This window comes from Gemmatimonadaceae bacterium, assembly GCA_020851035.1.
GTDB lineage: Bacteria > Gemmatimonadota > Gemmatimonadetes > Gemmatimonadales > Gemmatimonadaceae > JACMLX01.
In genome coordinates this window covers 1-25,047 of record JADZDM010000007.1, presented here as the reverse complement: position 1 = coordinate 25,047, position 25,047 = coordinate 1, and the positions used below count along the sequence as shown (strand labels likewise).

Annotated in this window: 22 protein-coding genes and 1 tRNA gene; 21 read left to right on the top strand and 2 right to left on the bottom strand. The window is 70.4% G+C overall.

Annotated features, from left to right (window positions below):
• Nucleotides 1–82: 82 nt before the first annotated feature.
• The 4 genes from IT355_07075 to IT355_07060 all read left to right on the top strand — a co-directional run bounded on the left by IT355_07075 (nucleotide 83) and on the right by IT355_07060 (nucleotide 5,032).
• Nucleotides 83–409, top strand: coding sequence for a PadR family transcriptional regulator (locus IT355_07075; GenBank protein MCC7053015.1), 327 nt, complete (start codon nucleotides 83–85; stop codon nucleotides 407–409).
• Nucleotides 406–3,045, top strand: coding sequence for an ABC transporter permease (locus IT355_07070; GenBank protein MCC7053014.1), 2,640 nt, complete (start codon nucleotides 406–408; stop codon nucleotides 3,043–3,045). The genes IT355_07075 and IT355_07070 overlap by 4 nt, the downstream gene beginning before the upstream one ends.
• A 65-nt stretch (nucleotides 3,046–3,110) precedes the next feature.
• Nucleotides 3,111–4,310, top strand: coding sequence for an HlyD family efflux transporter periplasmic adaptor subunit (locus tag IT355_07065; GenBank protein MCC7053013.1), 1,200 nt, complete (start codon nucleotides 3,111–3,113; stop codon nucleotides 4,308–4,310).
• A gap of 20 nt (nucleotides 4,311–4,330) precedes the next feature.
• The gene (locus IT355_07060; protein MCC7053012.1) at nucleotides 4,331–5,032 is read left to right on the top strand and encodes an ABC transporter ATP-binding protein; all 702 of its coding nucleotides are present in this window, start codon (nucleotides 4,331–4,333) and stop codon (nucleotides 5,030–5,032) included.
• Between the two features lie 122 nt (nucleotides 5,033–5,154).
• On the opposite strand, the gene IT355_07055 is transcribed toward IT355_07060, so the two are convergent.
• The gene (locus tag IT355_07055) at nucleotides 5,155–5,739 is read right to left on the bottom strand and encodes an FKBP-type peptidyl-prolyl cis-trans isomerase (GenBank protein ID MCC7053011.1); all 585 of its coding nucleotides are present in this window, start codon (nucleotides 5,737–5,739) and stop codon (nucleotides 5,155–5,157) included.
• 473 nt (nucleotides 5,740–6,212) lie between these two features.
• Between IT355_07055 and IT355_07050 the strand changes: the two genes are divergently transcribed.
• From IT355_07050 to IT355_07010, 9 genes are all read left to right on the top strand, one after another.
• Nucleotides 6,213–6,299: transfer RNA gene (locus IT355_07050), tRNA-Ser, on the top strand.
• A gap of 79 nt (nucleotides 6,300–6,378) precedes the next feature.
• Complete coding sequence (locus tag IT355_07045; GenBank protein ID MCC7053010.1) at nucleotides 6,379–8,172, top strand: hypothetical protein; 1,794 nt, start codon at nucleotides 6,379–6,381, stop codon at nucleotides 8,170–8,172.
• A gap of 258 nt (nucleotides 8,173–8,430) precedes the next feature.
• On the top strand, nucleotides 8,431–11,382 hold the full coding sequence (locus tag IT355_07040; GenBank protein MCC7053009.1) for a TonB-dependent receptor: 2,952 nt from the start codon (nucleotides 8,431–8,433) through the stop codon (nucleotides 11,380–11,382).
• Between the two features lie 83 nt (nucleotides 11,383–11,465).
• A complete protein-coding gene (locus IT355_07035) occupies nucleotides 11,466–12,236 on the top strand; it encodes a hypothetical protein (protein MCC7053008.1) in 771 nt (256 codons plus the stop codon).
• Between the two features lie 46 nt (nucleotides 12,237–12,282).
• Entirely contained in the window at nucleotides 12,283–12,834 is a 552-nt protein-coding gene (gene pyrR / locus IT355_07030) for a bifunctional pyr operon transcriptional regulator/uracil phosphoribosyltransferase PyrR (GenBank protein MCC7053007.1), read from the top strand.
• On the top strand, nucleotides 12,831–13,790 hold the full coding sequence (locus IT355_07025) for an aspartate carbamoyltransferase catalytic subunit (GenBank protein MCC7053006.1): 960 nt from the start codon (nucleotides 12,831–12,833) through the stop codon (nucleotides 13,788–13,790). The genes pyrR and IT355_07025 overlap by 4 nt, the downstream gene beginning before the upstream one ends.
• A 7-nt stretch (nucleotides 13,791–13,797) precedes the next feature.
• Nucleotides 13,798–15,096, top strand: a complete 1,299-nt coding sequence (locus IT355_07020; protein ID MCC7053005.1) for a dihydroorotase — start codon at nucleotides 13,798–13,800, stop codon at nucleotides 15,094–15,096.
• 11 nt (nucleotides 15,097–15,107) lie between these two features.
• Entirely contained in the window at nucleotides 15,108–15,818 is a 711-nt protein-coding gene (locus IT355_07015; GenBank protein ID MCC7053004.1) for a class II aldolase/adducin family protein, read from the top strand.
• Nucleotides 15,815–16,708: a zinc finger Ran-binding domain-containing family 2 protein gene (locus IT355_07010; GenBank protein ID MCC7053003.1), complete on the top strand. Its 894-nt coding sequence runs from the start codon at nucleotides 15,815–15,817 to the stop codon at nucleotides 16,706–16,708. Before IT355_07015 ends, IT355_07010 begins: the two co-directional genes overlap by 4 nt.
• 82 nt (nucleotides 16,709–16,790) lie before the next feature.
• On the opposite strand, the gene rpsT is transcribed toward IT355_07010, so the two are convergent.
• Nucleotides 16,791–17,039, bottom strand: coding sequence for a 30S ribosomal protein S20 (rpsT, locus tag IT355_07005; protein ID MCC7053002.1), 249 nt, complete (start codon nucleotides 17,037–17,039; stop codon nucleotides 16,791–16,793).
• Nucleotides 17,040–17,322: 283 nt separating this feature from the next.
• On the opposite strand from rpsT, the gene IT355_07000 reads away from it, so the two are divergent.
• The 8 genes from IT355_07000 to IT355_06965 form a co-directional block, all read left to right on the top strand.
• The gene (locus IT355_07000) at nucleotides 17,323–18,096 is read left to right on the top strand and encodes a segregation/condensation protein A (protein ID MCC7053001.1); all 774 of its coding nucleotides are present in this window, start codon (nucleotides 17,323–17,325) and stop codon (nucleotides 18,094–18,096) included.
• Nucleotides 18,071–18,613 carry an SMC-Scp complex subunit ScpB gene (scpB, locus tag IT355_06995; GenBank protein ID MCC7053000.1) on the top strand — a complete coding sequence of 181 codons (543 nt, stop codon included), beginning with the start codon at nucleotides 18,071–18,073 and terminating at the stop codon, nucleotides 18,611–18,613. Before IT355_07000 ends, scpB begins: the two co-directional genes overlap by 26 nt.
• A gap of 185 nt (nucleotides 18,614–18,798) precedes the next feature.
• Complete coding sequence (locus tag IT355_06990; protein ID MCC7052999.1) at nucleotides 18,799–19,557, top strand: rRNA pseudouridine synthase; 759 nt, start codon at nucleotides 18,799–18,801, stop codon at nucleotides 19,555–19,557.
• Nucleotides 19,558–19,585: 28 nt separating this feature from the next.
• The gene (locus tag IT355_06985; GenBank protein MCC7052998.1) at nucleotides 19,586–20,569 is read left to right on the top strand and encodes an AAA family ATPase; all 984 of its coding nucleotides are present in this window, start codon (nucleotides 19,586–19,588) and stop codon (nucleotides 20,567–20,569) included.
• Nucleotides 20,566–21,525, top strand: coding sequence for a DUF58 domain-containing protein (locus IT355_06980; GenBank protein MCC7052997.1), 960 nt, complete (start codon nucleotides 20,566–20,568; stop codon nucleotides 21,523–21,525). The genes IT355_06985 and IT355_06980 overlap by 4 nt, the downstream gene beginning before the upstream one ends.
• Nucleotides 21,518–22,501, top strand: coding sequence for a hypothetical protein (locus tag IT355_06975; GenBank protein MCC7052996.1), 984 nt, complete (start codon nucleotides 21,518–21,520; stop codon nucleotides 22,499–22,501). The genes IT355_06980 and IT355_06975 overlap by 8 nt, the downstream gene beginning before the upstream one ends.
• Nucleotides 22,498–23,511, top strand: a complete 1,014-nt coding sequence (locus IT355_06970; GenBank protein ID MCC7052995.1) for a VWA domain-containing protein — start codon at nucleotides 22,498–22,500, stop codon at nucleotides 23,509–23,511. The genes IT355_06975 and IT355_06970 overlap by 4 nt, the downstream gene beginning before the upstream one ends.
• Nucleotides 23,508–25,047, top strand: a 1,540-nt coding sequence (locus IT355_06965) for a VWA domain-containing protein (protein ID MCC7052994.1), incomplete at its 3' end; no start/stop codon positions are given. The genes IT355_06970 and IT355_06965, both read left to right, overlap by 4 nt.

Below are 25,047 nucleotides of genomic sequence, written 5' to 3'. Positions count from 1 at the left end.
GATGTGCGTGACAGCTCCTTCCTCTTGACCTTCTACACGACTCGTCGTTAGCCTTTCCTGTCGACCTTCTACAACACGGGCTATGACCGACCAGGCTGCCATCCGGCAGGGCACGCTCGACATGCTGATCCTCAAGGCGCTGTCTCTGCAGCCCATGCACGGCTGGGGGATCGCCGAACGTATCCAGCAGCTCTCGCGCGACGTCCTGACGGTGCCCCAAGGCTCGCTCTATCCCGCCCTCCACCGGCTGGAGGCGCGCGGCCTCATCGTGGCCGAATGGCGGCCATCCGAAGACAACCGTCGCGCGAAATACTACAGCCTACAGCCTGCTGGTCGGGGTGCGCTGAAGGAAGAGCAGGCCGACTGGCGTCGATTCATGCAGGCTGTGCAGCTGATCCTCGAATCATGAGGCGCCTGCTCGCGCAAATCCGCCACCGCTGGCGTGCGGTGACCAACGACGAGGCGATGAACGTCGAGTTGGACGACGAGCTGGCCGATCACCTCCGGCGTCAGACGGCGGCATACATCGCGCAGGGTGTGGCGCCCGGCGAAGCGGCTCGCCGAGCGCGGCTCGCCTTCGGCTCGGTGCAGCGCTACCGCGAAGAGGCAAGGGACGCGCGCGGACTCCGCTGGCTCGACGATCTTCGTGCCGATGGCCGCTTCGCGATGCGGATGCTCCGAAAGAGTCCACTGTTCACCGGCAGCGTCGTTTCAACCCTGGCGCTTGGCATCGGATTGAGCACGGCGGTATTCGCCGTCATCGACGCCACGTTGCTCCGGCCGCTGCCTGGCGTACATGCACCCGATGAACTGGTGCAGCTCTTCCGGAACACCGACGGCAGCAGTTCGCTCCCGCACGTCCGCGACGTCAGGGATGGGGCGACCGATGTCTTCACCGACGTGGCGGCATGGACGTTCACGCAGGTTGGTGTCACCGTCGCGAATCGAACGGACAAGCTCTTCGCCGTCATGGTGTACGGCGACTACTTCACCGTGCTGGGTGTGCAGCCGGCCCTTGGCCGCATGTTCAGCCGGGAGGAGACGCTTCGCTCGAGCGCCACGCCAGTCGTCGTGCTGAGTCACGGCACTTGGCGTACGCTCTTCGGTGGTGATCCGGGGGTGGTCGGGCGCACGGTGGTCGTCAACGGGCGCCAAGTGACCATCATTGGCGTTGCGCCGCAAGAGTTCACCGGTGTATTGCAGATGGTGCGACCGGCCATGTACTTGCCGATAGTACAGCTGGAGCCGCCTGCCGTGGTCGACGACCGTGGACGTGGCTTTGTCAACCTGATAGCGCGTCTACGCCAGGGCGTCAGCCTCGAACAGGCAGACGCGCGCATGCGAGTCCTCACCACCGCGCTGCAACCGGTCAATCCTCGCGCGTACGTCGCGCTGGATGCGATCCGAGTGCTCCCGCAATCCGAGGCGGGCATCCCGCCGAGCATGCGTTCGGCGCAACTCGGCCTGTCGGCGGTGGTGCTGGTCGTAGCAGGCCTCCTCTTGCTGGTGGCGTGCGTCAATGTGGCCAACCTCTTTCTCGCGCGGGCTGGCGTACGCGCTCGTGAGATGGCCATCCGCCTCTCGCTCGGTGCGAGTCGCAGCTCGCTCCTGCGACAACTCATGGTCGAGAGCCTGGTCTTCGCCGGCATCGCGGGTGTCGCTGGTCTTTTCGTGTCGAGCACGGCGATCTACGCGGTGAACCGCATCGAGATCCCGGTGGACTTCGAGGTCAGTCCCGACATCGCGCTAAGCCCGACGGTTCTGCTCTTCGCCCTCGGGGCGACCGCGCTGACCGCAGTGCTGTTCGGACTGGCGCCGGCGCTCCAGGCCACACGACCATCACTGGCGCCGACGCTGAAGGGAGAACATCCCGGAAACGGGTCACGGACGCGTCTGACCCGCCTCCTCGTCATCGCACAGATGGCGTTGTCCATCATGCTGCTGATGTGCGCTGGCCTATTCGCGGTCAATCTTCGCAGTGCCACGACGATCAACAAAGGCTTCGTCAGTGAAAGCCTCCTGACCGCGGAAGTCAGTCCATCATTGGCGGGATATTCTGGCGCCAGAGCGGGGGATTTTTACCGGCGCCTGATGGATCGACTGCGGGCGCTGCCGGGGGTTCGCAGCGCGTCGATGGTAGACGAATTGCCGCTCGGCCTGAACAACAGCTCGACGAGTGTCGCCGTGCCTGGGTCGGTGGTGCCAGCGAGTGACAATGTGACGATGGCCTTCGCGGTGGCGGGACCCGGGTACTTCGCGACCATGGGGACTTCTGTGCTGCAGGGGCGCGAGTTCACGCGATTGGCCACTCGAACCGAGGCGCGTGAACTGATCATAAATCAGGCGTTTGCCGACCGATTCTGGCCGGGCAAGGACGCTGTCGGTCAGACGGTGCGGTCCGGCGATGGCACGTTCACCGTGATCGGGATCGTGCCGACGGGGAAGTACGAAACCCTCGGTGAGTCGCCGCGGCCATTCATGTGGTTTGCGCTCTCAGAGACCGCGGACTTCAGCATGGTGCTCGTGATCCGCACCACCGGGGATCCCGACGCCTTCATCAGCACCCTGCGGAACGAAGTCGCCGCCATCGATTCGAACATCCCCGTGAGCAGTGTGCGCTCGATGGAGCGCCATCTCGGTGTGGCCCTGCTCCCAGCGAGGCTCACGGGCACCGCACTCGGCGTGTTTGGCCTGCTTGGCCTGCTGCTCGCATCGGTCGGGATGTACGGCGTCGTTGCATATACGGTGTCGCAACGCACACGCGAAATCGGCATTCGGATGGCCATCGGTGCCACGGGTCAGCAGGTCGTTCGCATGATCATGCGTGAAGGGGTCACCCTTGTCGTCACTGGAGCTGTCCTTGGTGTTGCTGGCGCACTGGCGGCGTCGCGGTTGCTGGCAGGTTTGCTCTACGGCGACACCGTGGATCCGATTGCCTTCGGTCTCGTGCCCTTCGTGCTGGTCTCGGTCGCGACCGCGGCGATGTTCCTTCCGGCGCGGCGCGCGGCGACGATTGATCCGACGCTGACGCTCCGCGCTGACTGAGCGCGCCGACGAGACCTCTCATGGATATCCCTCGCGCACCACGCTCGCCCCGACGCCGCAGGGTCATGCTGGCGCTGCTCGGCATGTGTGCCGCTTCTGCGGTTGCATGGCTTTCACTTCGGGCGCCGGACGGACCGGTCCTAAATCGGTCTGCCATCCTGATCGATAGCGTGAGGCGTGGGGATCTCCTGCGGGATGTGCGTGGGACGGGAACACTTGTGCCCGAACGCAGTCGTCTGATCACGGCACAAACGAGTGCTCGCGTTGAGCGCCTGGCACAGGTCTCGGGTGCGCATGTCGCCCCCGGCGACGTGTTGCTGGTGCTCAGCAATCCGGATCTGCAGATCCAACTGATGCTGGCCGAACAGCAAGTGCGGCAGGCGGAGATGGGCCTGCTGTCACTCGAGGCGTCGCTACGCGGTCAGGTGCTGACCCAGGAAGGCGTGGTGGCAACCACGACGACACAGTACGTCCTGGCGACACAGGATGCGTCCGCAGCAGAGTCGCTCAGTACGCTGCGGCTGGTCTCGACCTTCGATGTCCGGGCGAAGCGGGCGGCACGGGAGGAGCTCACCACGCGGTTACGGATCGAGCAGGCACGCCTCGTCCTCACGCGAGACGCACTCGCCCGGCAGCTGTCCGCACAGCGCGCACAGATTGCGCAATTGCAGCAGATCGTGGGCCGTCAGCGGGATCGGCTCCAATCGTTGACGGTGCGCGCCTCAGACAGCGGCGTGCTGCAGGACCTGTCCCTACAGGTCGGGCAGTGGGTTCCAGAAGGCACAGCGCTGGCGAAAGTCGTGCAACCGGATCAGCTCAAGGCGGTGCTCAGAATTCCAGAGAGTCAGGCACGCGACGTATTCACCGGTCAGATGGCCCGCATCGATACGCGGAATGGTGTTGTCCGGGGGCATGTCACGCGCAAGGATCCTGCGGCGCAATCCGGGAATGTCACCGTCGATGTCGCGCTCGATGACGCGCTGCCTCGTGGCGCCGTGCCGGATCTGAACGTGGATGGCACGATCATCGTGGAACAGTTGCACGACGTGCTGCAGACGGGCCGTCCTGCACAGCAGTCAGACACGGGGACGACAGCGGTGTTCAAGTTGGCAGGCGATGGGCGCACTGCGGTGCGCACGCTCGTGTCCTTCGGTCGTAACTCGGTGAATCTCGTGGAGGTGCGCCGCGGCCTCGCGCCTGGTGACCGGATCATCGTCTCCGATATGTCCCAGTACGCGTCAACGCCGCGCGTGCGCCTTCGCTGACCTCAACCTCGACCACGGCCATGCAACCATACGAGCGCCCACTCATCCAGATGACAGGCATCACCAAAGTGTTCGCCACCGATGATATCGAAACACACGCGCTGTCTTCGGTGAACTTCGAGGTCAGGGCAGGGGAGTACGTCGCGATCAGCGGCCCGTCCGGATGCGGCAAATCGACCCTGCTATCTCTGGTGGGTCTGCTCGATACCGCCACCGCAGGCGAGTATCTGCTCGCGGGCGAATCGGTGGTGCAGTTGCCGCACGCGGAGCGTGCACGCCGTCGCAATCGCGAGATCGGCTTCATCTTCCAGTCGTTCAACCTGATCTCGGATCTGACGGTCTTCGAGAACGTGGAATTGCCACTGACGTACCGTGATATGCCCGCAGGCGAGCGCCGCGAGCGCGTACAGTCGGCGTTGGAGCGCGTGGAGATGCAGCATCGAGCGAGGCACTTTCCAGCCCAGCTGAGTGGCGGACAGCAGCAGCGTGTTGCCGTCGCACGCGCGGTGGCGGGTGACCCTGCGATCCTGCTGGCGGACGAGCCCACAGGGAATCTCGACTCCAGCAACGGTGAAGCGGTCATGGAATTGCTGCGTGACTTGCATGCGCAGGGCAGTACCGTGTGCATCGTGACGCACGATGAACGGTATGCCCGCCATGCGCAGCGCGAGGTCACACTATTCGATGGTCGCTTGGTCGAGCCGGTTACAGGCGCGCGCTGACGGGTGGCGGTGTCCGCACGGCGCGCATGCGGGGGCGACCGCTGTGAGGCACGCGAGCCAGCTGATTACGATGCCAGCGCTGCCTTCAGCTCCTCAAACGTCGCCAGCGCGGCATCGCCGCGTCAGCTCCGCACGCACTCGTCCGGATTCGGCAAACTGCCCTCACTGACGGCGAGCAGTTGGAACCGCATGATCAGCGTCGCGTGAGGCGGCACATCACCCGGCACACCACGCGATCCGTACGCGCGCTCCGCACCCACCACCAGCACGCGGGTGCCGCCAACCCGCATGCCACGCACACCGACGTCGGCGCCGCTGATCAGGATGCCGCTGCCGATCTTGAACTGCAGCGACTGGCACGTCCCGGCGCGGACTCGGGTGCCGTCCGTCAGCCACACCTCGGCCCGCATGCGCGCGATGAGCCCGCGGGTCGCCTCCGCGCCGGTGCCAGCCACCAAATCGTCGGCGAGCAGGCCCGGCCCCAACGCACGCAGGCGCGCGACGTCGACGGGCAGCATCGCGGAGATCGGCGAGGCGAGAAGCTGACTGTCGCGCGTGGCCACGGTGACTTGCGCGTGGCCGGCGGTCGCGATGACGCTTATGCCCATGACTACAGCGATGAAGGCCCGGACAGCGTGGTGGGGACGAAGCCGCATGCGGATCCTCGGATGGTGACGGTGCTGTGCGTTGCCGGATGCCTTGCCCATACCGCCCGTCCACCCGAGAGCGGCTCTGGCGGTGCTGCGTCAGGATCACCCACGCCGCGTACTCCGGGAAGGGGCCGGTGATCCGCGCCACCGGCGATTTCGGGGTGGTCGCCGCTGGCCTGGCATCGTGCGCGGACCACCCCACGTCAGGACGTGGCCTCCACGTGCGTGTCTGGCCCAGACCGTCGTTCGCGGCGGGGGGCGACGGCTGATGGCAATGACGCCGAGTCGGGCGGGGACCCACGGGAGGGGCGAGCCCCATCGAGGGCACGGTGCCCGACGAGGGGCGGGCGGTCGTGCTGAGCCCCAGCGGCTGGTTCACCGAGCGCTCCCTGACCGGCACGCGCCCCATGGGGCTCACCTCTCGACCCCGGTTCGACTAGCTTGCCCTCGCGTCGTCCGGATGCCGTCTATGCTAAATTTATGCTAAGTACGGGACCCGGAGGTCGTTTGAGGGGTCGTTTTCCCTCGAGGGACAGGTGGCCGAGTGGTTGAAGGCGCACGCCTGGAAAGCGTGTGGGCTCGAAAGGGTCTCGTGGGTTCGAATCCCACCCTGTCCGTCCCCCCGACGCGCCCGGCGCGCGCGGGGGCCCGGGCCACGGAAGGCACTTCCGCCCCCGATGTGCGTACTTACGCACCATGCCGACTGCCCCCGTTCCGACCCGACACCGCCACCGACGCCTCCGGGCCCTCGTCCCGCTGCTGCCGTTGTGTGCCGTCGTGCTCGGCGCCCAGGCCCCCGACTCCACCCGCGCCCAGTCCGGCCCCCGCACCGGCGCCGCCGCCGCACGGCAGGCCCAGGCCGAGTTCGAGCGCGCCCGCCGCGATGGCCTCGGGTTCAGCTCCGGCGGTGCCACCTCGGAGCCCGACGTGCAGTTCGGCACCATCTACTACTGGAACAACAACAACGACGTCCCCCCGCGCCCGGAACTGCCGGAGATCGGTGCGGCGCGCCGGCGACTGATCCAGTCCCTCCGCGAGGCCGCCCTGCAGGCCCCCACCGACGACTGGGTGGCCGGCCAGCGCGCCAAGTACGCCGTCGAGGGGCGCGACGTCGCCGAGGCCAACGCCGTGATCGGCGACTGCAAGGCCAGCGCCTGGTGGTGTGCCGCGCTGACCGGCTTCGTGAAGCATGCACAGAACGATGCCCCGGGCGCCGAGCGCGCCTTCAACAGCGCCCTCGCCCAGATGCCGGAGGCGCAGCGCTGCGAGTGGCAGAACATTGCACCCTGGATGAAGAAGGCCGACAGCCTGGCCTACCTCGGCAAGTCGTGCGCCGACCGCGTCGCGTACAACACGAAGCTGTTCTGGCTCGGCAAGCCGTTCGCGCACCTCGACGGCAACGACCTCCGCAACGAGCTGCTCGCACGCCAGACCTTCAACACCATCGAGGCCGGCACTGCCACCGTCTACGGGCCATGGCGGGTGGACTTCGCACAGTCACAGCTCCGCTATGGCTGGCCGGTGGCCTGGTCCCGACAGAACACCATCGTCAGCCGGCGGGGCGACATGGTGTCCAACACCATCGGCCACGAGGCCACACCCAGCCACGACTTCATGCCCGGCGCGGGTGCGCTCGCCGATCCGTACCGGGCCACGCCGGCGGACTATCCCTTCAACGCGCGCTACGCCCAGATGCGGTACGCTCCCCGGTACGCACCGGGTGGGTTCCAGGACCTGGGCGGGCAGTTCGTGCGCTTCCGGCGCGGAGACTCCACGATGCTGGTGGGCACCTGGGTGATGGACGGCAAGGCGCGCTACGAGCGCGGGCGCGCGCGCGCCGCACTGGTGCTGGAGAAGGGGCCGGACCAGCGTGTCGCGCGCATCGTGAAGGACGGGCAGCCGCTCCGCGGTGCGCTGGCGCTGGAAGGCGGGGTGCTCCGCGACACGATGCTCGCCAGCATCGAGGTGCTCAGCGATGCGCGGAAGTTCGCCGGCCGCTATCGCACCGGGGTGGCGCCGCTCGAACGCGACGCGATGCTCTCCGACCTGCTCCTGCTCTCGGTACGTGCGACGGATGCCGCGAGTGCCGGCCTCGCAGGCATCGCGACACTCGAGTCGGTGATCCCCAGCGTGCTGGGCGGCACCGACATCGGTGACGGGCAGTCGTTCGGCATCTTCTGGGAGTACTACGGCGGCCCGGGCGCCACCGTGACGATCTCGATCACGCCGCTGGACTCGGCCAGCGGATTCCGGCGGCTCGGGTCGCTGTTCCGGCTGGGCGGCGGCGGCACGGCGGGTGGGGCATCGCTGCGCATTCCGGATCCCGCGCAGCCGGATGGCGGGCCCGGGCGCCGCCTGACGCTGACGATGCCGGAGGTGAAGCCGGGGCGGTATCGCCTGGCGGTGGAGGTCACGAGCCCGGGCGCCTCGCCGGCGCGTCGCGAGCTGGTCCTGCGGGTGCCGGAAGGCCCACCGGCGGCGATGCGGTGATCGTTGTTTCGTGCACATTCGTGCACACGAACGTGACGTGACGTGCCGATCTCCCGACACCTGTGGCCGGCGTGCGACGCAGGCGGGAAGATGTGTCCGGGTGCTCCATTGACTAGGTCGGTCCCCAGCGCCAGCTTCGCCCCACTGATTTCCACACGGATCCAGTGTGCTGGCCGTTTCGACGCGCCGTCCCGTTCGCGGGGCGGGGCGGGTCTCTGCAGGTGAATCGGCTGGCCTCATCCACACCCGAGGTGTTGAGTGCTGCCTTTCATCGTACGCCGCCTGTTGCCGGCCGCGGCGAGCCTGCTCTTCGCTGCCACCGCCGCGGCGCAGAGTGGATCGCTCACCGGCCGCATCACGACCAGGGACGCGGGCCGTCCGCTCGACAACGCCCGCGTGACGGTTGCCGAGGGCGCGCGCGTCGTCGGTGTCGCCACCAGCGGTGAGTCCGGCCAGTACACGCTGCCGAACATCGCCGCCGGCACATATACCGTCTCCGTCAGCCGCATCGGCTTCCGGCTGCAGCGCTTTCCCGGCACGGTGGTACGCAGCGGGCAGGCGACCACCGTGAACGCCGGACTGGAGGAGGTGCCGACGCAGCTCAACGCCGTCGTGACCTCCGTCTCGCGCCGCCAGGAGAAGGCCCTCGATGCACCGGCCTCGGTGGCGGTCATCTCGACCGAGGCGATCGAGCGGCGCCCGTCGATCACCGTGGCGGACCATGTGCGTGGCACGCCCGGCGTGGACGTGTCGGCCGGCGGCATCGCGCAGAGCAACATCGTCGCGCGTGGCTTCAACAACGCGTTCAGCGGCTCGCTGCTCACGCTGCAGGACTATCGCTTCGCGGGCGTGCCGTCGCTGCGCGTGAACGTGCCGTTCCTCGCCACCGGCACCAACGAGGACATCGACCGCATCGAGCTGCTGCTCGGCCCCGCCTCCGCCCTCTACGGGCCGAACTCCTCGGCCGGCGTGCTGCACGTCATCACCAAGAGCCCGTTCACCTCGCAGGGCACCACGCTGACCATCGATGGCGGGGAGCGCAGCGTCTTCCGCGGCGGCATCCGCCACGCCGGCGCCGTGGGCGGGAAGTTCGGCTACAAGGTCTCCGGTGAGTACTTCACGGGCGACGACTGGCACTACAACGATCCCGGCGAGCCGGACTCCGTCTCGCGTCGCCTCACCGATGGTGCGGCGCCGGTGCGCGTGGCCAACCAGCGCGACTTCCTCACCCAGCGCTATGCCGGTGAGGCCCGCATCGACTGGCGCCCGCGTGACGGCATGGAGCTGGTGTCCACCTACGGCCTCGCCCACATCAACAATGCCGTCGAGCTGACGGGGGCCAACGGCGCCGCGCAGATCCGCAACTGGAGCATGCAGACGCTGCAGCAGCGCTTCCGCTGGAACCGCTTCTTCGGCCAGGTCTTCGCCAACCTCTCCAACGCCGGCAACGCCGACAGCCTGTCCAGCACCGGCACGTTCCTGCTGCGCACCGGCGGCCCGATCGTCGACCTCTCGCGCGTGGTGGCCGGACAGCTGCAGCATGGCGCCTCGTTCGGCCCGCTCGACCTCGTGTACGGCCTCGACTACATCTGGACCAACCCGCGCACCGGCGGCACCATCAACGGCGCCAACGAGGAGCGGGACAACGTGACCGAGCAGGGCGGCTACGTGCAGGGCCGCTACCAGATGACGAAGCGCCTCGAGCTGCTCACGGCGCTGCGCCTCGACCAGACGAACGTGATCAAGGGTACGTTCGTGTCGCCGCGCGCCGCGCTGCAGTGGAAGCCCGAGCCGAACAGCACCGCCCGCCTGGTCTACAACCGCGCGTTCAGCACGCCGGGCAACTTCTCGTTCTTCCTCGACCTGCCGCAGGGGCGCAACGCGTTCTCGTCGCTGGTCGGCACGGTCCGCTCCGGGCTGGGTGCGGCCGGTGCGCTGGTGCCGGGTGCGCCGTTCAACTACGACGTGATCGCGAACGGCAACCCGCCCAAGGCCGGCTTCCAGTACGACCGGTCGTGCACGGGCGCGGGCTTCGGCTCGTTCTGCATGCGCTCGTCGCTGCTCGGCAGTAACGCCCCGGTGGCCGCCAGTGCCGCCGCGGCGTTCCCGGCGCTCGCCACGGCCATGACGCCGGCGCTGCGAGCCGTGCTCGCCGCCTCGCTGACCGGCTCGCTCGGTGCCACCGGCGCCGGCATCGCCGCGAACGCGATCATGACGCGCCTGAGCACCGCCACGCCGACGAACGCGCAGATCTCGACCCGGGCAACGCTCGATGTCGCCGGGACGCTGCTGCGCGGCGTGCCGGGGGTGCAGCCGGCCGCCGTGCGCGACCTCGGCGCGCTGGGTGCCGCCTTCAACGACACCTACGAGATCGGCTACAAGGGCCTCTCGTCCAGCGGCAAGCTGAGCTTCGACGTGTCGTCGTGGTACCAGCGTCGCGGTGACGTGGCGGTGACCGCCGCGCTCGCGACGCCGACGGTCCTCTTCGGCAGCCCGACGGAGCTGGGCACCTACATCGGTGGCCAGGCCGCCGCGGCGCTCGCCGGGTCCGGCCTGCCGCTCACGCCGCTGCAGATCCAGACGATCGCCGGCAACATCGCCCCGAGCCTCGCGGCCGCGATGGCACCGCTGCCCCTCGGCACGGTCACCTTCAACAACGCGAGCATCGTCTCGAACGGCAACTTGCGTGCGACGTACCAGCGCCTCGACAAGATCGTCGAGGTGTTCGGCACCGACATCGGCCTGAGCTATGCCCTCAGCGACAAGTTCTCGCTCGATGGAACGGCCAGCGTGGTGAGCAACATCATCTTCGTCGACGTGCAGGTCGGCCCGCAGCCGTTCGCGCTGAACGCGCCGGGCGCCAAGGGGTCGCTGACGAGCCGGTACAGCAACGCCGAGACGGGCTGGGGTGGCGAGGTCCGCTATCGGTACACGAATGCCTTCCCGGTGAACTCGGGCGTCTACGTCTCGGGGCAGCCGCTGGTGACGACCGGCACGGTGGTGGGTCGCGATGCGAACTACACCTACAATCCCGTCCCGGTGAACAACCTCTTCGACGTCGGGATCTCGAAGCGCTTCGGCGGCACCACCCGTCGTGCATTGACGTGGAGCCTGAATGTCACCAACCTGTTCGACCGTCGCGTCCCGACCTTCGCCGGCACGCCGGCGATCGGTCGTCTCGCCATGAGCCGCATCTCGGCGACGTTCTGACGTCGCCGGCGGTCGGCACGCACGGGGCGGCTCGCAGGACGCGAGCCGCCCCGTTGCGTTGCTCCACACTGCACCCGTCGTCGATGTCACTGCTGATCCATCCCGGCCCGCCGCTCGTGATCGGGCACCGCGGCGCGAGGGCGGTGCGACCGGAGAACACGCTGCCGTCGTTCGCGCATGCGATCGCGCTGGGCGTCGATGCGGTCGAGTTCGACGTGCGCGTGAGCGGTGACGGCGTGGCGGTGGTGCACCACGACCCGTTCACCGGGCGCACCTGCGGCGACGACCTCCAGGTGGAGCGGGTCGGCATCGGCGCGCTGCGCCGCCTCGATGCCGCGAGCACCTTCGAGGGGGATTTCCGCCCGCGACACCGCACGCCGATCCCGCTGCTGGACGAGGTCCTGGACCTCACACGCCACCTGCCGGTCATCATCGAGTGCAAGCGCGTGGATGCCGTGCCGGTGGTGCTGGCGGCGCTCGCGGCGCACGGCGCCGGCGATCGCGCCGTGGTGGGGAGCTTCCAGCACGGGGCGATGCGACGGGTGCGCGCCTCCGGTATCGCCAGCGGTGCGTCGCGGCGCGACATCTCGGCGCTGCTGCTGCGCGCCGCCTTCCGGCTGGCCCCGCGACGGCTGCCGTGCGCGGCGATGTGTGTCCCGGAGCAGGCGTCGGGCATCCGCCTCCCCGTGGAACGCTTCGCGCGCTGGGGCCGCGCCATCGGTGTGCCGGTCCATGTCTGGACCGTCAACAGCGCGGCCGATGCGAACCGGCTCTGGGACGCCGGCGTGACCGGCGTCATGTCGGACGATCCCGCAGTGCTGCTGTCGGCGCGGCAGGCGCGCCCGCGCGGCTGACGCACTGCCTTCAATTCGGGGGCCCGGGCGGGCATATTGCGCGCTGATGACAGCCTCAGAGACCATCCTCGACGCCCGCGCCTGCGCCCGGACCCTGCGGCGCATGGCCGACGAGATCGTCGAGCGCACCGCCGGCACCGAGAACCTGGTGCTGGTCGGCATCCAGCGCCGCGGCGTGCAGCTCGCCGAGCGGCTCGCGGCCCTGATCGAGGAGCGGGAAGGGAAGCCGGTCCCGCGCGGCGCCCTCGACATCACGCTCTACCGCGACGACCTGCAGACGGTCGGCCCGAGACCGCTGGTGGGCGCCACGGAGCTGCCCGTGGACATCGACGGCATGCAGTGCGTGATCGTCGACGACGTGCTGTTCACCGGGCGCACGGTCCGCGCGGCGCTCGACGAGCTGGCCGACTTCGGCCGGCCGGCGCGCATCCTGCTCGCGGTGCTGATCGACCGCGGCGGCCAGGAACTGCCGATCCGCGCCGACGTGATCGGGAAGGTGGTCACGGTCCCCGACGGCGCGCAGGTCGACGTGCGCGTGGCGGAGCTCGATGGCGACGACACGGTGGTGCTCAGCCCGGCGCGGTCGCGCACCGCATGACGAGCCTCGGCAAGGACCTGCTCGACCTCGAGTCGCTCAGCCCCGAGCAGATCACTGCCATCCTCGACACCGCCGAGCCCCTGAAGGCGATCAGCCTGCGCGCGATCAAGAAGGTGCCGACGCTGCGGGGCGAAACGATCGTCAACCTCTTCTTCGAGGCGTCCACGCGCACCCGCGTGAGCTTCGAGTTCGCCGAGAAGCGGATGTCCGCCGACGCGGTGAACGTGGCGATCGGCAACTCGTCGGTGAGCAAGGGCGAGACGCTGGTGGACACGGCGCGGAACCTCGAGGCGATGAAGATCGACATGGTCGTCATCCGCCACCAGGCCAGTGGTGCGGCGCGGTTCCTGGCCGAGCGCATCGAGTCGAACGTGATCAACGCCGGCGACGGGACGCACGAGCATCCGACACAGGGCTTGCTGGACCTGCTGACGCTGCGCGACCGGTGGGGGTCGCTGCAGGGCAGGCGTGTCTGCCTGTGCGGTGACGTGCTGCACAGTCGCGTGGCCCGCTCGAACATCCACGGGCTGCGGAAGATGGGGGCCGAGGTGGCGGTCTGCGGCCCGCGCTCGCTGCTGCCGAACGGCGCCGAGGAGGCGCTGGGCGTGACCGTGTTCGACCGCATCGAGGCCGCGATCGAGTGGGCCGACGCCCTGAACATCCTGCGCCTGCAGCTCGAGCGCATGACGGCCGGCTACATCCCCTCGCTGCGTGAGTACAACCGCGTGTTCGGCGTGACGCGCGAGCGGCTCGACCGGGCCCCGCGCGACCTGCTGATCCTGCACCCCGGCCCGATGACCCGCGGTGTGGAGATCGATTCCGATGTGGCCGATGGCCCGCACAGCCTGATCCTCGACCAGGTCACGAACGGCGTGGCGGTGCGGATGGCGGTGCTCTACCTGCTGCGGGGCGGACGCCCCGACCTTGCGACGGCCGGCACGGCCGCGGGAGAATGACCCTGAGATGACGACGCGCCCCCTGCTCCTGACCGGCGGTCACCTGCTCGACCCGTCCATCGGGCTGGATGGCACCGGTGACCTGCTGCTGGTCGATGGCGTGGTCGCGGCGGTCGGCGGCAGCATCGCCGGGCCGGCGGACGCCATCCGCGTCGACTGCAGCGGGCGCCACGTCACGCCGGGCTTCATCGACGTGCACTGCCACCTGCGCGAGCCGGGCCGCGAGGACGTCGAGACGATCGCCACCGGCGCCCGGGCCGCAGCCGCGGGTGGCTTCACGGCGGTGTGCGCGATGCCGAACACCGATCCCGTCACCGACAACCAGGCGGCGGTGGGGTTCATCCGCGCCCAGGCGGCAAAGGCCGACGCGTCGCGCGTGTACCCGATCGGCGCGATCTCCGTGGGCATGAACGGCGACCGGCTCAGCGAGATGGGTGAGATGGTCGCGGCCGGCGCGGTGGCGGTGAGCGACGATGGCCGTCCGGTGGTGAGCGCACAGCTCATGCGCACCGCGCTGGAGTATGCGCGCACCTTCGGCATCCCGGTGGCGGATCACTGCGAGGAGCCGACGCTCGCCCACGGCGGCGTGATGAACGAGGGGATCATCAGCGCGCGGCTGGGGCTCAAGGGCATCCCGTCGGAGAGCGAGGAGATCATGGTGATCCGTGACATCCTGCTCGCGCGGCGCACCGGCGGCCGCGTGCACCTCTGCCACATGAGCACGTGGGGCAGCGTGGAGCTGATCCGCTGGGGCAAGGAGCGCGGCATCCCGGTGACGGCGGAGGTGTGCCCGCATCACCTGACGCTCACCGAGGACCGCGTCGGGCAGTACGACACCAACGCGAAGATGAACCCGCCGCTGCGCACGCAACGCGACGTGGACGCGCTGGTCGCGGCACTCAAGGATGGCACCATCGATTGTGTGGCCACTGACCACGCGCCACACCACAACGACGAGAAGAACCGCGAGTTCGCGGACGCTCCCAACGGCATCGTGGGCCTCGAGACGGCGCTGTCGGTGCTGATGACGTGGCTGGTGGCACCGGGCACGATCACGCTCTCGCAGCTCGTCGAGAAGATGTCGTGCGCGCCGGCGCGGGTGTTCGGCCTGGCGGGGGGCACGCTGCGGCGCGGGGCGATCGCGGATGTCACCGTGCTGGATGCGGCCGCGGCGTGGACGGTGCAGGGGAGTGACTTCCGCAGCAAGGGCCGCAACTCGCCCTGGCTGGGCAGCACGCTGCGCGGACGTGTGGACCGGTGCATCGTCGGGGGACGGCAGGTGCACGTCCGCGACGGACTCGCCTGACGGCCCCGCCGGTGTCACGCGCCGCCGGACGTCCGCCGCGGCTGTGCACCCCGTTCGCGGTGCGCGAGGCGCTCGTGCACGTGTGCCGGCGGCTTTCCGATCGGGGCCTGATCGCCGGCCAGGACGGGAATGTCTCGCTGCGCGTCGGCGCTGATAGGCTGCTGGTCACGCCCGCCGGTTTCGCGAAGGGGTCGCTCGACGTGGACGACCTCGTGGAAGTCTCGCTCTCGGGCGCACACCTCGCGGGACGGGAGCGGGCCTCGAGTGAGCTGGGCCTGCACCTCGCGGCCTACGCTGCGAGGCCCGACGTAATGGCTGTCGTGCACGCGCATCCGGTGACGGCCACCGCGTTCACGCTCGTGGGCGAGACGGTGCCCGACGGCGTGCTCGCGGAGCTGATGCTCACGGTGGGTACGGTCGGGCTTGCTCCATACGCGCAACCCGGAACGGACGAGCTTGGCAGGGTCGTGACGCCGTTCTTCCGGACGCACGATGTCGTCCTGCTCGCGCACCACGGCGCCGTGTCTCTCGGGCGATCGTTGCAGGACGCGCACTTCGCGATGGAGAGCCTGGAGCATGGTGCCCGGATGATCCATCTGGCGCGCCAGCTCGGCCGTGTGGTTACGTTGGAGGGGACAGCGTGTGACGCGCTGCGCGCGGCCCGGCGAGGGGCCCGCACCGATGCGGCCCCAGGGGTCGCTCACCAGGAGATCAAGGGATGACTGACGTGACGAACGCGCTCGAAGCCGTCAGCGCGCTGATCGGGGAACGCTCGAAATACGAGGGCTGGATCACCGCCCTCGCGAGCAAGGCCGACGTGCCGCCGCATGTGCTGGAAAAGGTGCGGAATGACTATATCTCGCGCCTGCGGACCGTGCTGCAGGGGTTCACGGTGCACACGCCGGAACTCGAGAAGGCGCTGGCCGAGCACCAGTCGCGTGACGCGGCGCTCGCGGCGCAGGAGAAGACCTGTCGCGACGAGCATGCCGAGGGTGAGTTGCGTCACATGGTGGGCGAGTTCGATGACGAGCAGTGGAGCCAGGTTCGCGTGGGCCATGAGGCACAGCTCGCGCGCCTGGCGCAGGACCGGGAGCAGATCGCCACGGACCTGGCGAACGTGCAGCGCGGCCTGGCCGCGGCGCACGACGCCACCCAGCGGGCCCGCGCCCTCGGTGATGCTGGCACGGCCCCGGTCTCCGCCACCACGGCGGCCGATTCCCCGACGCCGGCCGTGAACGCGGCGATGGCGGCAGCCCCGACGGCAGCCCCCGAGCCGGTGCGTTCCGCCCCGGCCCCGGCCCCGGCACCCGCCCCCGCGGCCTACCGCCCCGAGGCGGCGTCCGCACCGGAACGCCGGCCCGCCGACGACATGGGCTTCCTCCGCCAGGCGGCCGCGACGCCCTCGGTGGACAACAGCTCGCGGGCACCGGAGGCACCGGCGCTCCGCATCGTGTCCGACTCGCCCGCCTCCGCCGTGGCGGCGGCGACCCCGCCCGGAACCCCGTCCTCGGCTGACGCGGCGAAGACGCTCCGGTGTGCCGAGTGCGGCACCATGAACTACGCCACCGAGTGGTACTGCGAGCGCTGCGGCGGAGAACTGGCCGTCCTGTAGACCGCGCGGCGCAGGTCCTGGAATGCAGAAGGGCGAACCGCGAGGTTCGCCCTTCTGTGTTTCATGACGACGCAGCGGACGTTCAGGCGGCTGCGGCGTTGGCGCGCTTGGCCATCCGGCTCTTCTGCCGGGCGGCCGCATTCTTGTGGATCAAGCCCTTGCGGGCTGCACGATCGAGCAACGTGGTTGCCACGCCACGCACCTCGGCCGACGCGCCCTCTGCCTTGGCCTTCTTGAGGGCGGTGCGCAGCGCGGAACGCTGCGCGCGATTGCGTGCCTGTGCGGCACGCGACTTCCGCATGTTCTTCTTTGCGGAGGCGATGTTCGGCACCGATGACTCCAATTCAGGAAATGAACACGACTCGCCCATCTTGGGCGAACCGCGAAAGATAGGGAGCAGGACCGTCCTGTCAATCTTCCGGTGCGGGTTGGCCGGAACCGGCGGGCATCTTAGCTTGCCCTGCTGCCCTCCAGCCGGGTGACATCGCCGCCACCCGGCGGACCGGCCCGTCCTTCCGTCGTCCCGCCTCCCCCCGCGTGACCCACTGCCCGCCGTTCCGCACGCCAGCCGGGCCCCGCCGTCCGTCACAGCGCCGGTGCCTCGTGGGGTGCGCATGAGTCCGGAAGCGATCGCGGCGGCGGGCGTCCCCGCCGCCGGGCCGGACGACGTGGTGGAGGCTCCGAACCACTTCGTGGTCGACCTGCCGGCCTACGCCGGCCCGCTCGACCTGCTGCTCTCGCTGATCCGCGACGAGAAGGTCGACATCTACGACATTCCGATCGCCCACATCGCGAAGCAGTTCCTGCTGCGCATCCGGGTGCTGCAGCTCAACGACGCGGCCGAGTACCTGGAGCTCGCGGCGCGGCTGCTGCGCATCAAGGCGCAGCTCCTGCTGCCGCGCCACGGTGAGGCGGAGACCTGGGAGGATCCGCGCGCGGAACTCGTGCGCCGGCTGCTCGAGTACCAGCAGATGCGCGAGGTGGTGGACATCCTCGAGCGTCGCGGCGACGAGCGCCGCAGCCGGTTCGCGCGCGCCTACCTGCCCGAGACGGGTGAGACGGTGGCCGCGCCGCTCTCGCTGTCGCTGGGTGAGCTGCTGACGGCGGTGGATCGGATCCTGCGCGTGACGCGGGAGCCGACGGTGCACACGGTGGTGGCGCGCACGCTGGATGTGGCCGGCGCGCTGGCCACCGTGCGCACGCTGATCGCCACCCGCCGCGCCGCACGATGGAGCGACCTGGTGGCCCGGGACGCGGAACCGTGGCAGATCCTGTCGATGTTGCTGGCGTTGCTGGAACTGGCGAAGCTGGGGGAGCTGCGGCTCGCGCAGCCTCGCGCCTTCGCGTCCGTCGAGATTCAGAATGATTCCCCTGGTGAAGCTGCTTGAGGCGGCGCTCTTCGCGAGCCCGCGACCGATTCCCGTCGAGGAGCTGAAGGCGCTCGCCCCCGAGGCGAGTCCGGCCGAGATCGCGTCGGCGCTGGACACGCTGCGCGAGCACTACGACGTGGATGGCCACGGCGTGGAGCTGGCGGAGATCGGCGGCGGATGGCAGATCCTGACCCGCGCCGAATACACCGAGGCGATCGAGCGTGCACAACTCGCGGCGCGGCCGCAGCGCCTGTCGGCCGCCGCACTCGAGACGCTGGCCATCATCGCGTACCGGCAGCCGATCGGGCGCACCGAAGTGGAGGAGATCCGCGGCGTCGCCGTGGGATCGATCCTGAAGTCGTTGCAGGAGCGCGCCCTGATCGACGTGGTCGGTCGGGCCGAGGGCCTGGGACGTCCGCTGCTGTACGGCACGACCCCCCTGTTCCTGGAGCAGTTCGCCTTGCGTCATCTCGAAGAGCTTCCGCGTGCCGACGAACTCGCCATCGCGCTGCGGCCCTCGCCGCAGCCGCTGTGACGGGCCGGCCGCCCCGGCGCGGCGCGTCGGGCCAGAAGGCCGCGCCGGCACCACGCGGCGTCAAGCCACCATCGCGCCCCGCCGCGAAGGGCTCGCGCACGCCGCTGGGGCCCGAGGCGCGTGACCCGCGCAAGCGAAGCCCGCGCAAGCCGGCCGCCGACGGAAGGTCCGCGACCCCGCGGGCCGTGGCACCACTCGCGCCGACCGTGGTGAAGACACCCAAGGATGCGCGCGAGACGATGCGGCTGCAGCGTTTCCTCGCCCGCGCCGGCGTCACCTCACGTCGCCAGGCGGAGTCGCTCATCACCGAGGGCAAGGTGACGGTCAATGGCGTCGTCGCCACGCTCGGGTCGAGTGTCGATCCACAGTCGGACGTGGTGGTGCTCGGCGGCAACCGCGTGAAGATGGCCGAGACGGTGACGTGGCTGGTGCTGAACAAGCCGGCGGGCGTGGTCACCACGCGCACCGATCCCGAGGGACGCGACACCGTCTTCGACCTGGTGCCGGCCGTGCCGGGACTCACCTACGTCGGACGGCTCGATTACATGACCGAGGGGGTACTGGTCATGACGAGCGACGGTCGTGCCGCACACCTGCTCACGCACCCGAGCCGCGAAGTCTCGCGGACTTACGAGGCGGTGGTGCAGGGACCCGCGATGGAGGCCCTCGACCAGTTGCAGGACGGGGTGGAGCTGGACGACGGGCTGGTGCTGGTGGACGCGGCGAGTGTGGACAAGCTGGGGCGCAGCAAGTGGCTGCTCACGCTCACGTTGCACGAGGGGCGGAACCGGGAGGTGCGCCGGCTCTGCGAGGCGGTGGGACTGGCGGTCGAGACGCTGCGGCGCGTGACGTTCGGGCCCGTGAACCTCGGTGACCTGCCGCGCGGCAAGTGGCGGCCGCTGACGGCGATCGAGATGCGCGGGCTCGCCGTGCGTGGTGGCTAGCGACAACACTCAGGCGGAGAGCGCGCGAATGACGGCGGTGCCACTTCCGGCGGCGGCCCCCACGGGGTCGGCGGCCGTGCAGGCGATCCTGGCGCAGGTGGCGCGGCGCGTCGTGGGGCAGGAGGCGATGGTGGAGCGACTCCTCATCGGCCTGCTCACCGGCGGCCACGTGCTGCTGGAGGGCGTGCCGGGCCTCGCCAAGACGCTCACCGTGCGCACGCTCGCGGAGACCATCCACACGACCTTCCGGCGGATCCAGTTCACGCCGGACCTGCTGCCGGCCGACGTGGTGGGCACCCAGATCTTCGACCAGGCGACCGGCGAGTTCCGCACCAAGCCGGGCCCGATCTTCGCCAACATCGTGCTCGCCGACGAGATCAACCGCGCGCCGGCCAAGGTCCAGAGTGCGCTGCTCGAGGCGATGCAGGAACGCCAGGTCACGATCGGCGGCACGACCTACCCGCTGGCGGAACCGTTCCTGGTGCTCGCGACGCAGAACCCGATCGAGCAGGAGGGCACCTACCCGCTGCCCGAGGCGCAGGTCGATCGCTTCATGCTCAAGCTGCGCGTGGAGTACCCGACGCGCGCCGAGGAGAAGGAGATCATGCGCCGCATGGCGTCGGGCGAGGAGATCCCGGTCTCGCACGCCGCCTCGCCGCAGACGATCCTCGCGGCCCGGCGCGAGATCGCGGCGCTGCACCTCGACGAGCGGATCATGGACTACATCGTGGAGCTGGTGCACGCCACGCGTCGTCCGGCAGAAGCGGGCTTGCCCGACCTGGTGCCGCTGGTGGAGTACGGGGCCTCGCCGCGTGCGACCATCGCGCTGGCCCAGGCCTCCCGCGCCCACGCGTACCTCCGGGGCCGCACCTTCGTGCTGCCCGACGACGTCAAGGCGATCGCGCCCGACGTGCTGCGCCACCGCGTGATGACGACGTTCGAGGCGGAGGCGCAGGACATCTCGAGCGACGAGATCGTGCGCCGGATCCTGGCGGCGGTGGCCGCGCCGTGATCCTCCGCTGGCGCCGCTCCGCACCAGCGGTGCGAACGCCGGCACCGACGGCTGCGGCCGCCCTCGGCGCGCCGGCCCCGCTGGAGATCCTCGAGCAGGTGCGCCGCCTCGAGCTGCGCATGCGCCGCCTGGTGAACTCCACGTTCGCCGGCGAGTACCGCTCGGTCTACAAGGGGCAGGGCATGGAGTTCTCGGAGGTGCGCGAGTACCAGCCCGGCGACGAGGTGCGCAGCATCGACTGGAACGTGACCGCGCGGCTGCGCAAGCCGTACGTCAAGCGCTACGTCGAGGAACGGGAACTGACGGTGCTGCTGCTGGTGGATTGCTCCGCCTCGGCGCACTTCGGCACCCGCACCCGCTTCAAGGACGACGTGGCGCTCGAGGTGGCCGCCGTGCTCGGCCTCTCCGCGCTGCGCAACAACGACCGCGTCGGGCTGCTCGCGTTCACGGACCGGATCGAGCATGCCGTGCCGCCCGCCAAGGGCCGTCGGCACGGGCTGCGTGTGCTGCGTGACCTGCTGGCGTTGCGCCCGCAGGGGCGTCGCACCGACATCGCGCTCGCCTGTCAGCAGGCTGGCCGGCACCTCACGCATCGCTCTCTCGTGTTCGTGATCTCGGATTTCCGTGACGCCGGCGCCGAGCCGGCGCTGCGCCGGCTGGCGGCGCGGCATGAAGTGGTGGTGATCACGGTGGACGACCCGGTGGAGCGGCGGCTGCCGGCTGCGGGGGTGCTCGTGCTCGCGGACCCGGAGTCCGGGGCCCGCGTGGAGGTGGACAGCGGTGACGCGGCGTTCAGGGACCGCTACACCGCGGCGGCGCAGCGCCTCGATGCGCAGCGGGCGGCGATGTTCGCGCGCACCGGCGTGACCGTCGTCGCGCTGCACACCGATCGCGGCATCGTCGAGCCGCTGCTGGCGTTCTTCCGGCGCGCGCGGCCGCAGCGACGCCATGCGTAGCCGGCGCGCCGCGTGCGCGGCGCTGTGGGGCGTGTTGCTCGCCGGTCGTGCACCGGCGCAGGCGCCCGCCACGACGGCCGCGCCGGCGCCACCGGCCGGCCCCGCCTTCGCGCCGGTGGCCGTCGTCGACAGCCTGGGCCAGGTGCGCACCAGCGTGCAGCCGGAGACGGTCACCGTCGGGCAGCCGTTCACGCTGCTGCTGCGGGCGGTGCCGCCCCGCGGCCACACCGCGCAGCCGCCGGCGGTGCCCGACACCGGCGGCATCGTGGAACCCCTCGATCCCGCCTACACCACCCGCCGTGGCGACACGCTGGTGGTGCGCTACCGGCTCATCGCGTGGCAGCCGGGCGTGCTCACGATCCCCCTCGGACCGGTGCTGATGCGCCGCGAGGCCAGCGAACTCTCGGTGCCGTTCGATGCCCGCGTGGTGGTGCGGTCGGTGCTGCCCGCGGACACGGCCGACCGCGTCGCGAAGCCCGCGCGCGACCTGCTCGCGGACGTCACACCCTGGTGGGCGCAGTGGTGGCAGTGGGCGCTGGGACTGCTCGCGGCGCTGCTGCTCGTCTTCCTCGCCGAACGCTGGCGCACGCGTCGCCGGCAGGTGGACGACCCGTCGCTCTCGCCCCTCGAGCGCGCGGAGCTCGCGTTCGCGCGGCTCGATGCGCGCGGGCTGCCGGCGCTTGGCGAGGGGGGCCGTCACGCCGCGCTGGCCGCCGAGATCTTTCGCCAGTACCTCGCCGATGTCGAGCCCACGCTGGCGCTGTCGCTCACCGGCAGCGAGCTGCTGGAGGCGATGAAGCCGGTGGCGGGCATCCCGGATCGCCAGGTGGCGCACCTGCTGCGGCAGGTGGACGCGGTGCGCTTCGGTGGGGGGACCGTCACGCGCGACGTGGTGCAGTCGGTCAGCGGAGACGCGCGTGCGCTGGTGCGGGAGATCGCGCGACTGCGGGCCAGCGGCAGCGAGCGGGCGGCGTGATGGACCGCATCGCGGCGTGGTGGGACGCACTGGGCATCGCCCTCGGGGTGCCGTGGGCGTTGCTGGCGCTGCTGGTGCTGCCGCTGGTGTGGTGGCTGCGGCGCAAGGCGGCGGCAGATGCGCTGCCGTTCGCGGCGATGGACGTGGTGCTCGAGGCGGCGCCGCGGCCCAGCCGCGTGCGCCGGTGGCTGGTGCGCATCCGCCTGGTGGCGCTGGCGGCCTGCGTGCTGGCGCTGGCGCACCCGTTCTCGCGCGGCGGTGCCGGCCGGCAGACGAAGGACGGGATCGACATCATGCTCGCCTTCGACATCTCGAGCTCGATGCTCGCGGAGGACTTCCAGCCGCAGAACCGCCTCGAGGTCGCGCGCGCGCAGGTGAAGGAGTTCGTGCGCCTGCGTGAGTCGGACCGGCTGGGCGTGGTGTCGTTTGCCGGCGAGGCGCTCACGCAGGTGCCGCTCACGGCGGACCACCAGGTGGTGTTGGCGGCCATCGACCAGCTCCAGCCCGGACAGCTCGATGACGGGACGGCCATCGGGACGGCGATCGCCACGGCGTCGAACCGGCTGCGGGCCGCCAGCGGCGGCTCGAAGGTGCTGGTGCTGCTGACCGATGGCGTGAACAACCGTGGCCAGGTGGATCCGCGCACCGCGGCCCGCGCGGCCGCGGCGTTCGGCATCCGCGTCTATGCCATTGGCGTCGGCACCGAGGGCATGGCCCCCGTGCCGGTGGGCCGCGGCCTGTTCGGGCTGCGCTACGAGACGCAGAAGGTCGAGATCGACGATGCCCTGCTCACGGAAGTGGCACGCGCGACGGGCGGGCGGTACTTCCGGGCGCGCGATGCGGCAGGGCTGGAGCGTGTGACGCGCGAGATCGACCGCCTCGAGCGGACGCCCACGCTCGCACGTCGCTCGCTGCCGCGGTCGGAGTGGTACGTCATCCCGGCGAGCGTCGCGCTGGCCGCACTGTTGCTGGAGGCGTGGGTGCTGCTTCGCCGGGGGCCGCTGCCGTGACGATCGACCTGGTCGCGGCGCTGTTCGCACGCGCATGGATGCTGCCGCTCGCGCTGCTGGCGGCCATTGGTGTGGCGTTGGTCGGCTGGCGCACCGAGGCGCGCCGCCGGTCGAAGCTCGCGCGCCTGGGCGACCTGCCGGTGGTGCAGCGCCTCATCCCGGACCGGACGGCCGGGCTGCCGCCGCGCGTGCGTGCCGTGCTGCTCGGCACCGCCGCACTCTGTCTCGGCATCGCCGTCGCCGGACCGCGGTGGGGCGAGCGCGCGGAGCGCCGCCGCGACGTCGGGATCGACCTCGCGCTCGTCCTCGATGTGTCGGCGTCGATGCTGGCCACCGACGAGGCACCGTCGCGACTGGACCGGATGAAGGCCGACGTGCGCCGGCTGCTGGCCACGCTGCCCGGTGCGCGCGTGGCGCTGCTGGTGGTGGCGGGACGGAGCTACATCCTGACCCCGCTCACGGCCGACCACGATGCCCTCGAGCTCTTTCTCGATGGCCTCGACCCCGGGATGGTGAGTCAGGGCGGCACGGCGGTCGCGCAGGGCCTGGTGCAGGCCACGCAGCTCCTCGGTGCCAGCCAGGATGGTGGCGACCGTGCGGTGGTGGTGATGAGTGATGGCGAGACGTGGGACGATGAGCCGGAGATCGCGGCCGCCGCCAAGGGCGCGCGCGACGCACGACTCGCCGTGGTGACGGTGGGCTATGGCACCGCCGCCGGCAGCACGATCCCGACGGGCGGCGGCCAGGTGAAGCGTGACCTCGATGGCCAGCCGGTGGTGACGCGGGCGAACGCCGCCACGCTGCAGGGGATCGCACAGCTGACCGACGGCGTCTTCGTCGATGGCGTGTCGGCGGATCGACCCGGCCGCGTGCGCGCCGCCCTGCGCCGGCTGCGACAGACGGAGCGGGTCTACAACGCCGGCTCCTCGCCGATCCAGCGGTACGCCCTGTTCCTGTGGCCGGCCTTCGCACTCCTGCTGCTCGATGCGCTGCTGGCGGAGCGTGCCCATCGCCGCGGCGGGGCGACGATGGCTGCCGTGCTGGCTGTGCTGCTGTTGTCCCCGCACGGCGCGCCGCTGGCGGCGCAGGAGCGCGGCGCGCCCGATGCGCTCGCACTCTTCGGGCAGCGTCAGTACGTGGCGTCGGCGCAGGCACTCCGTGCCCGGATCGATCGGGGCGACCGGTCGCTGCGCACCCAGTACAACCTCGGCACGGCGCTGCTCGAGGCGGATTCCGTCGTGGCGGCCACCGAGGCACTGGAGCGGGTGGTGACCATCGCGCCGGATCAGGACCTGCGGTTCCGCGCCCTCTTCAACCTTGGCCTCGCGAACCTGCGCCGCGCACGGGCGGCGTCTGCCACCGAGGCGGGCCCGTACTACGCGGCGGCTGTCGCAGCGTACAAGCGTGCGTTGCGCACGCGCTCGGATGACCCGGACGCCAAGTGGAACCTCGAGCTGGCGATCCGCGAGCAGAACCGCACCGGTGGCGGCGGTGGTGGCGGCGGTGGCGGGATGCAGCCGCCACCCCAGCCGCCAC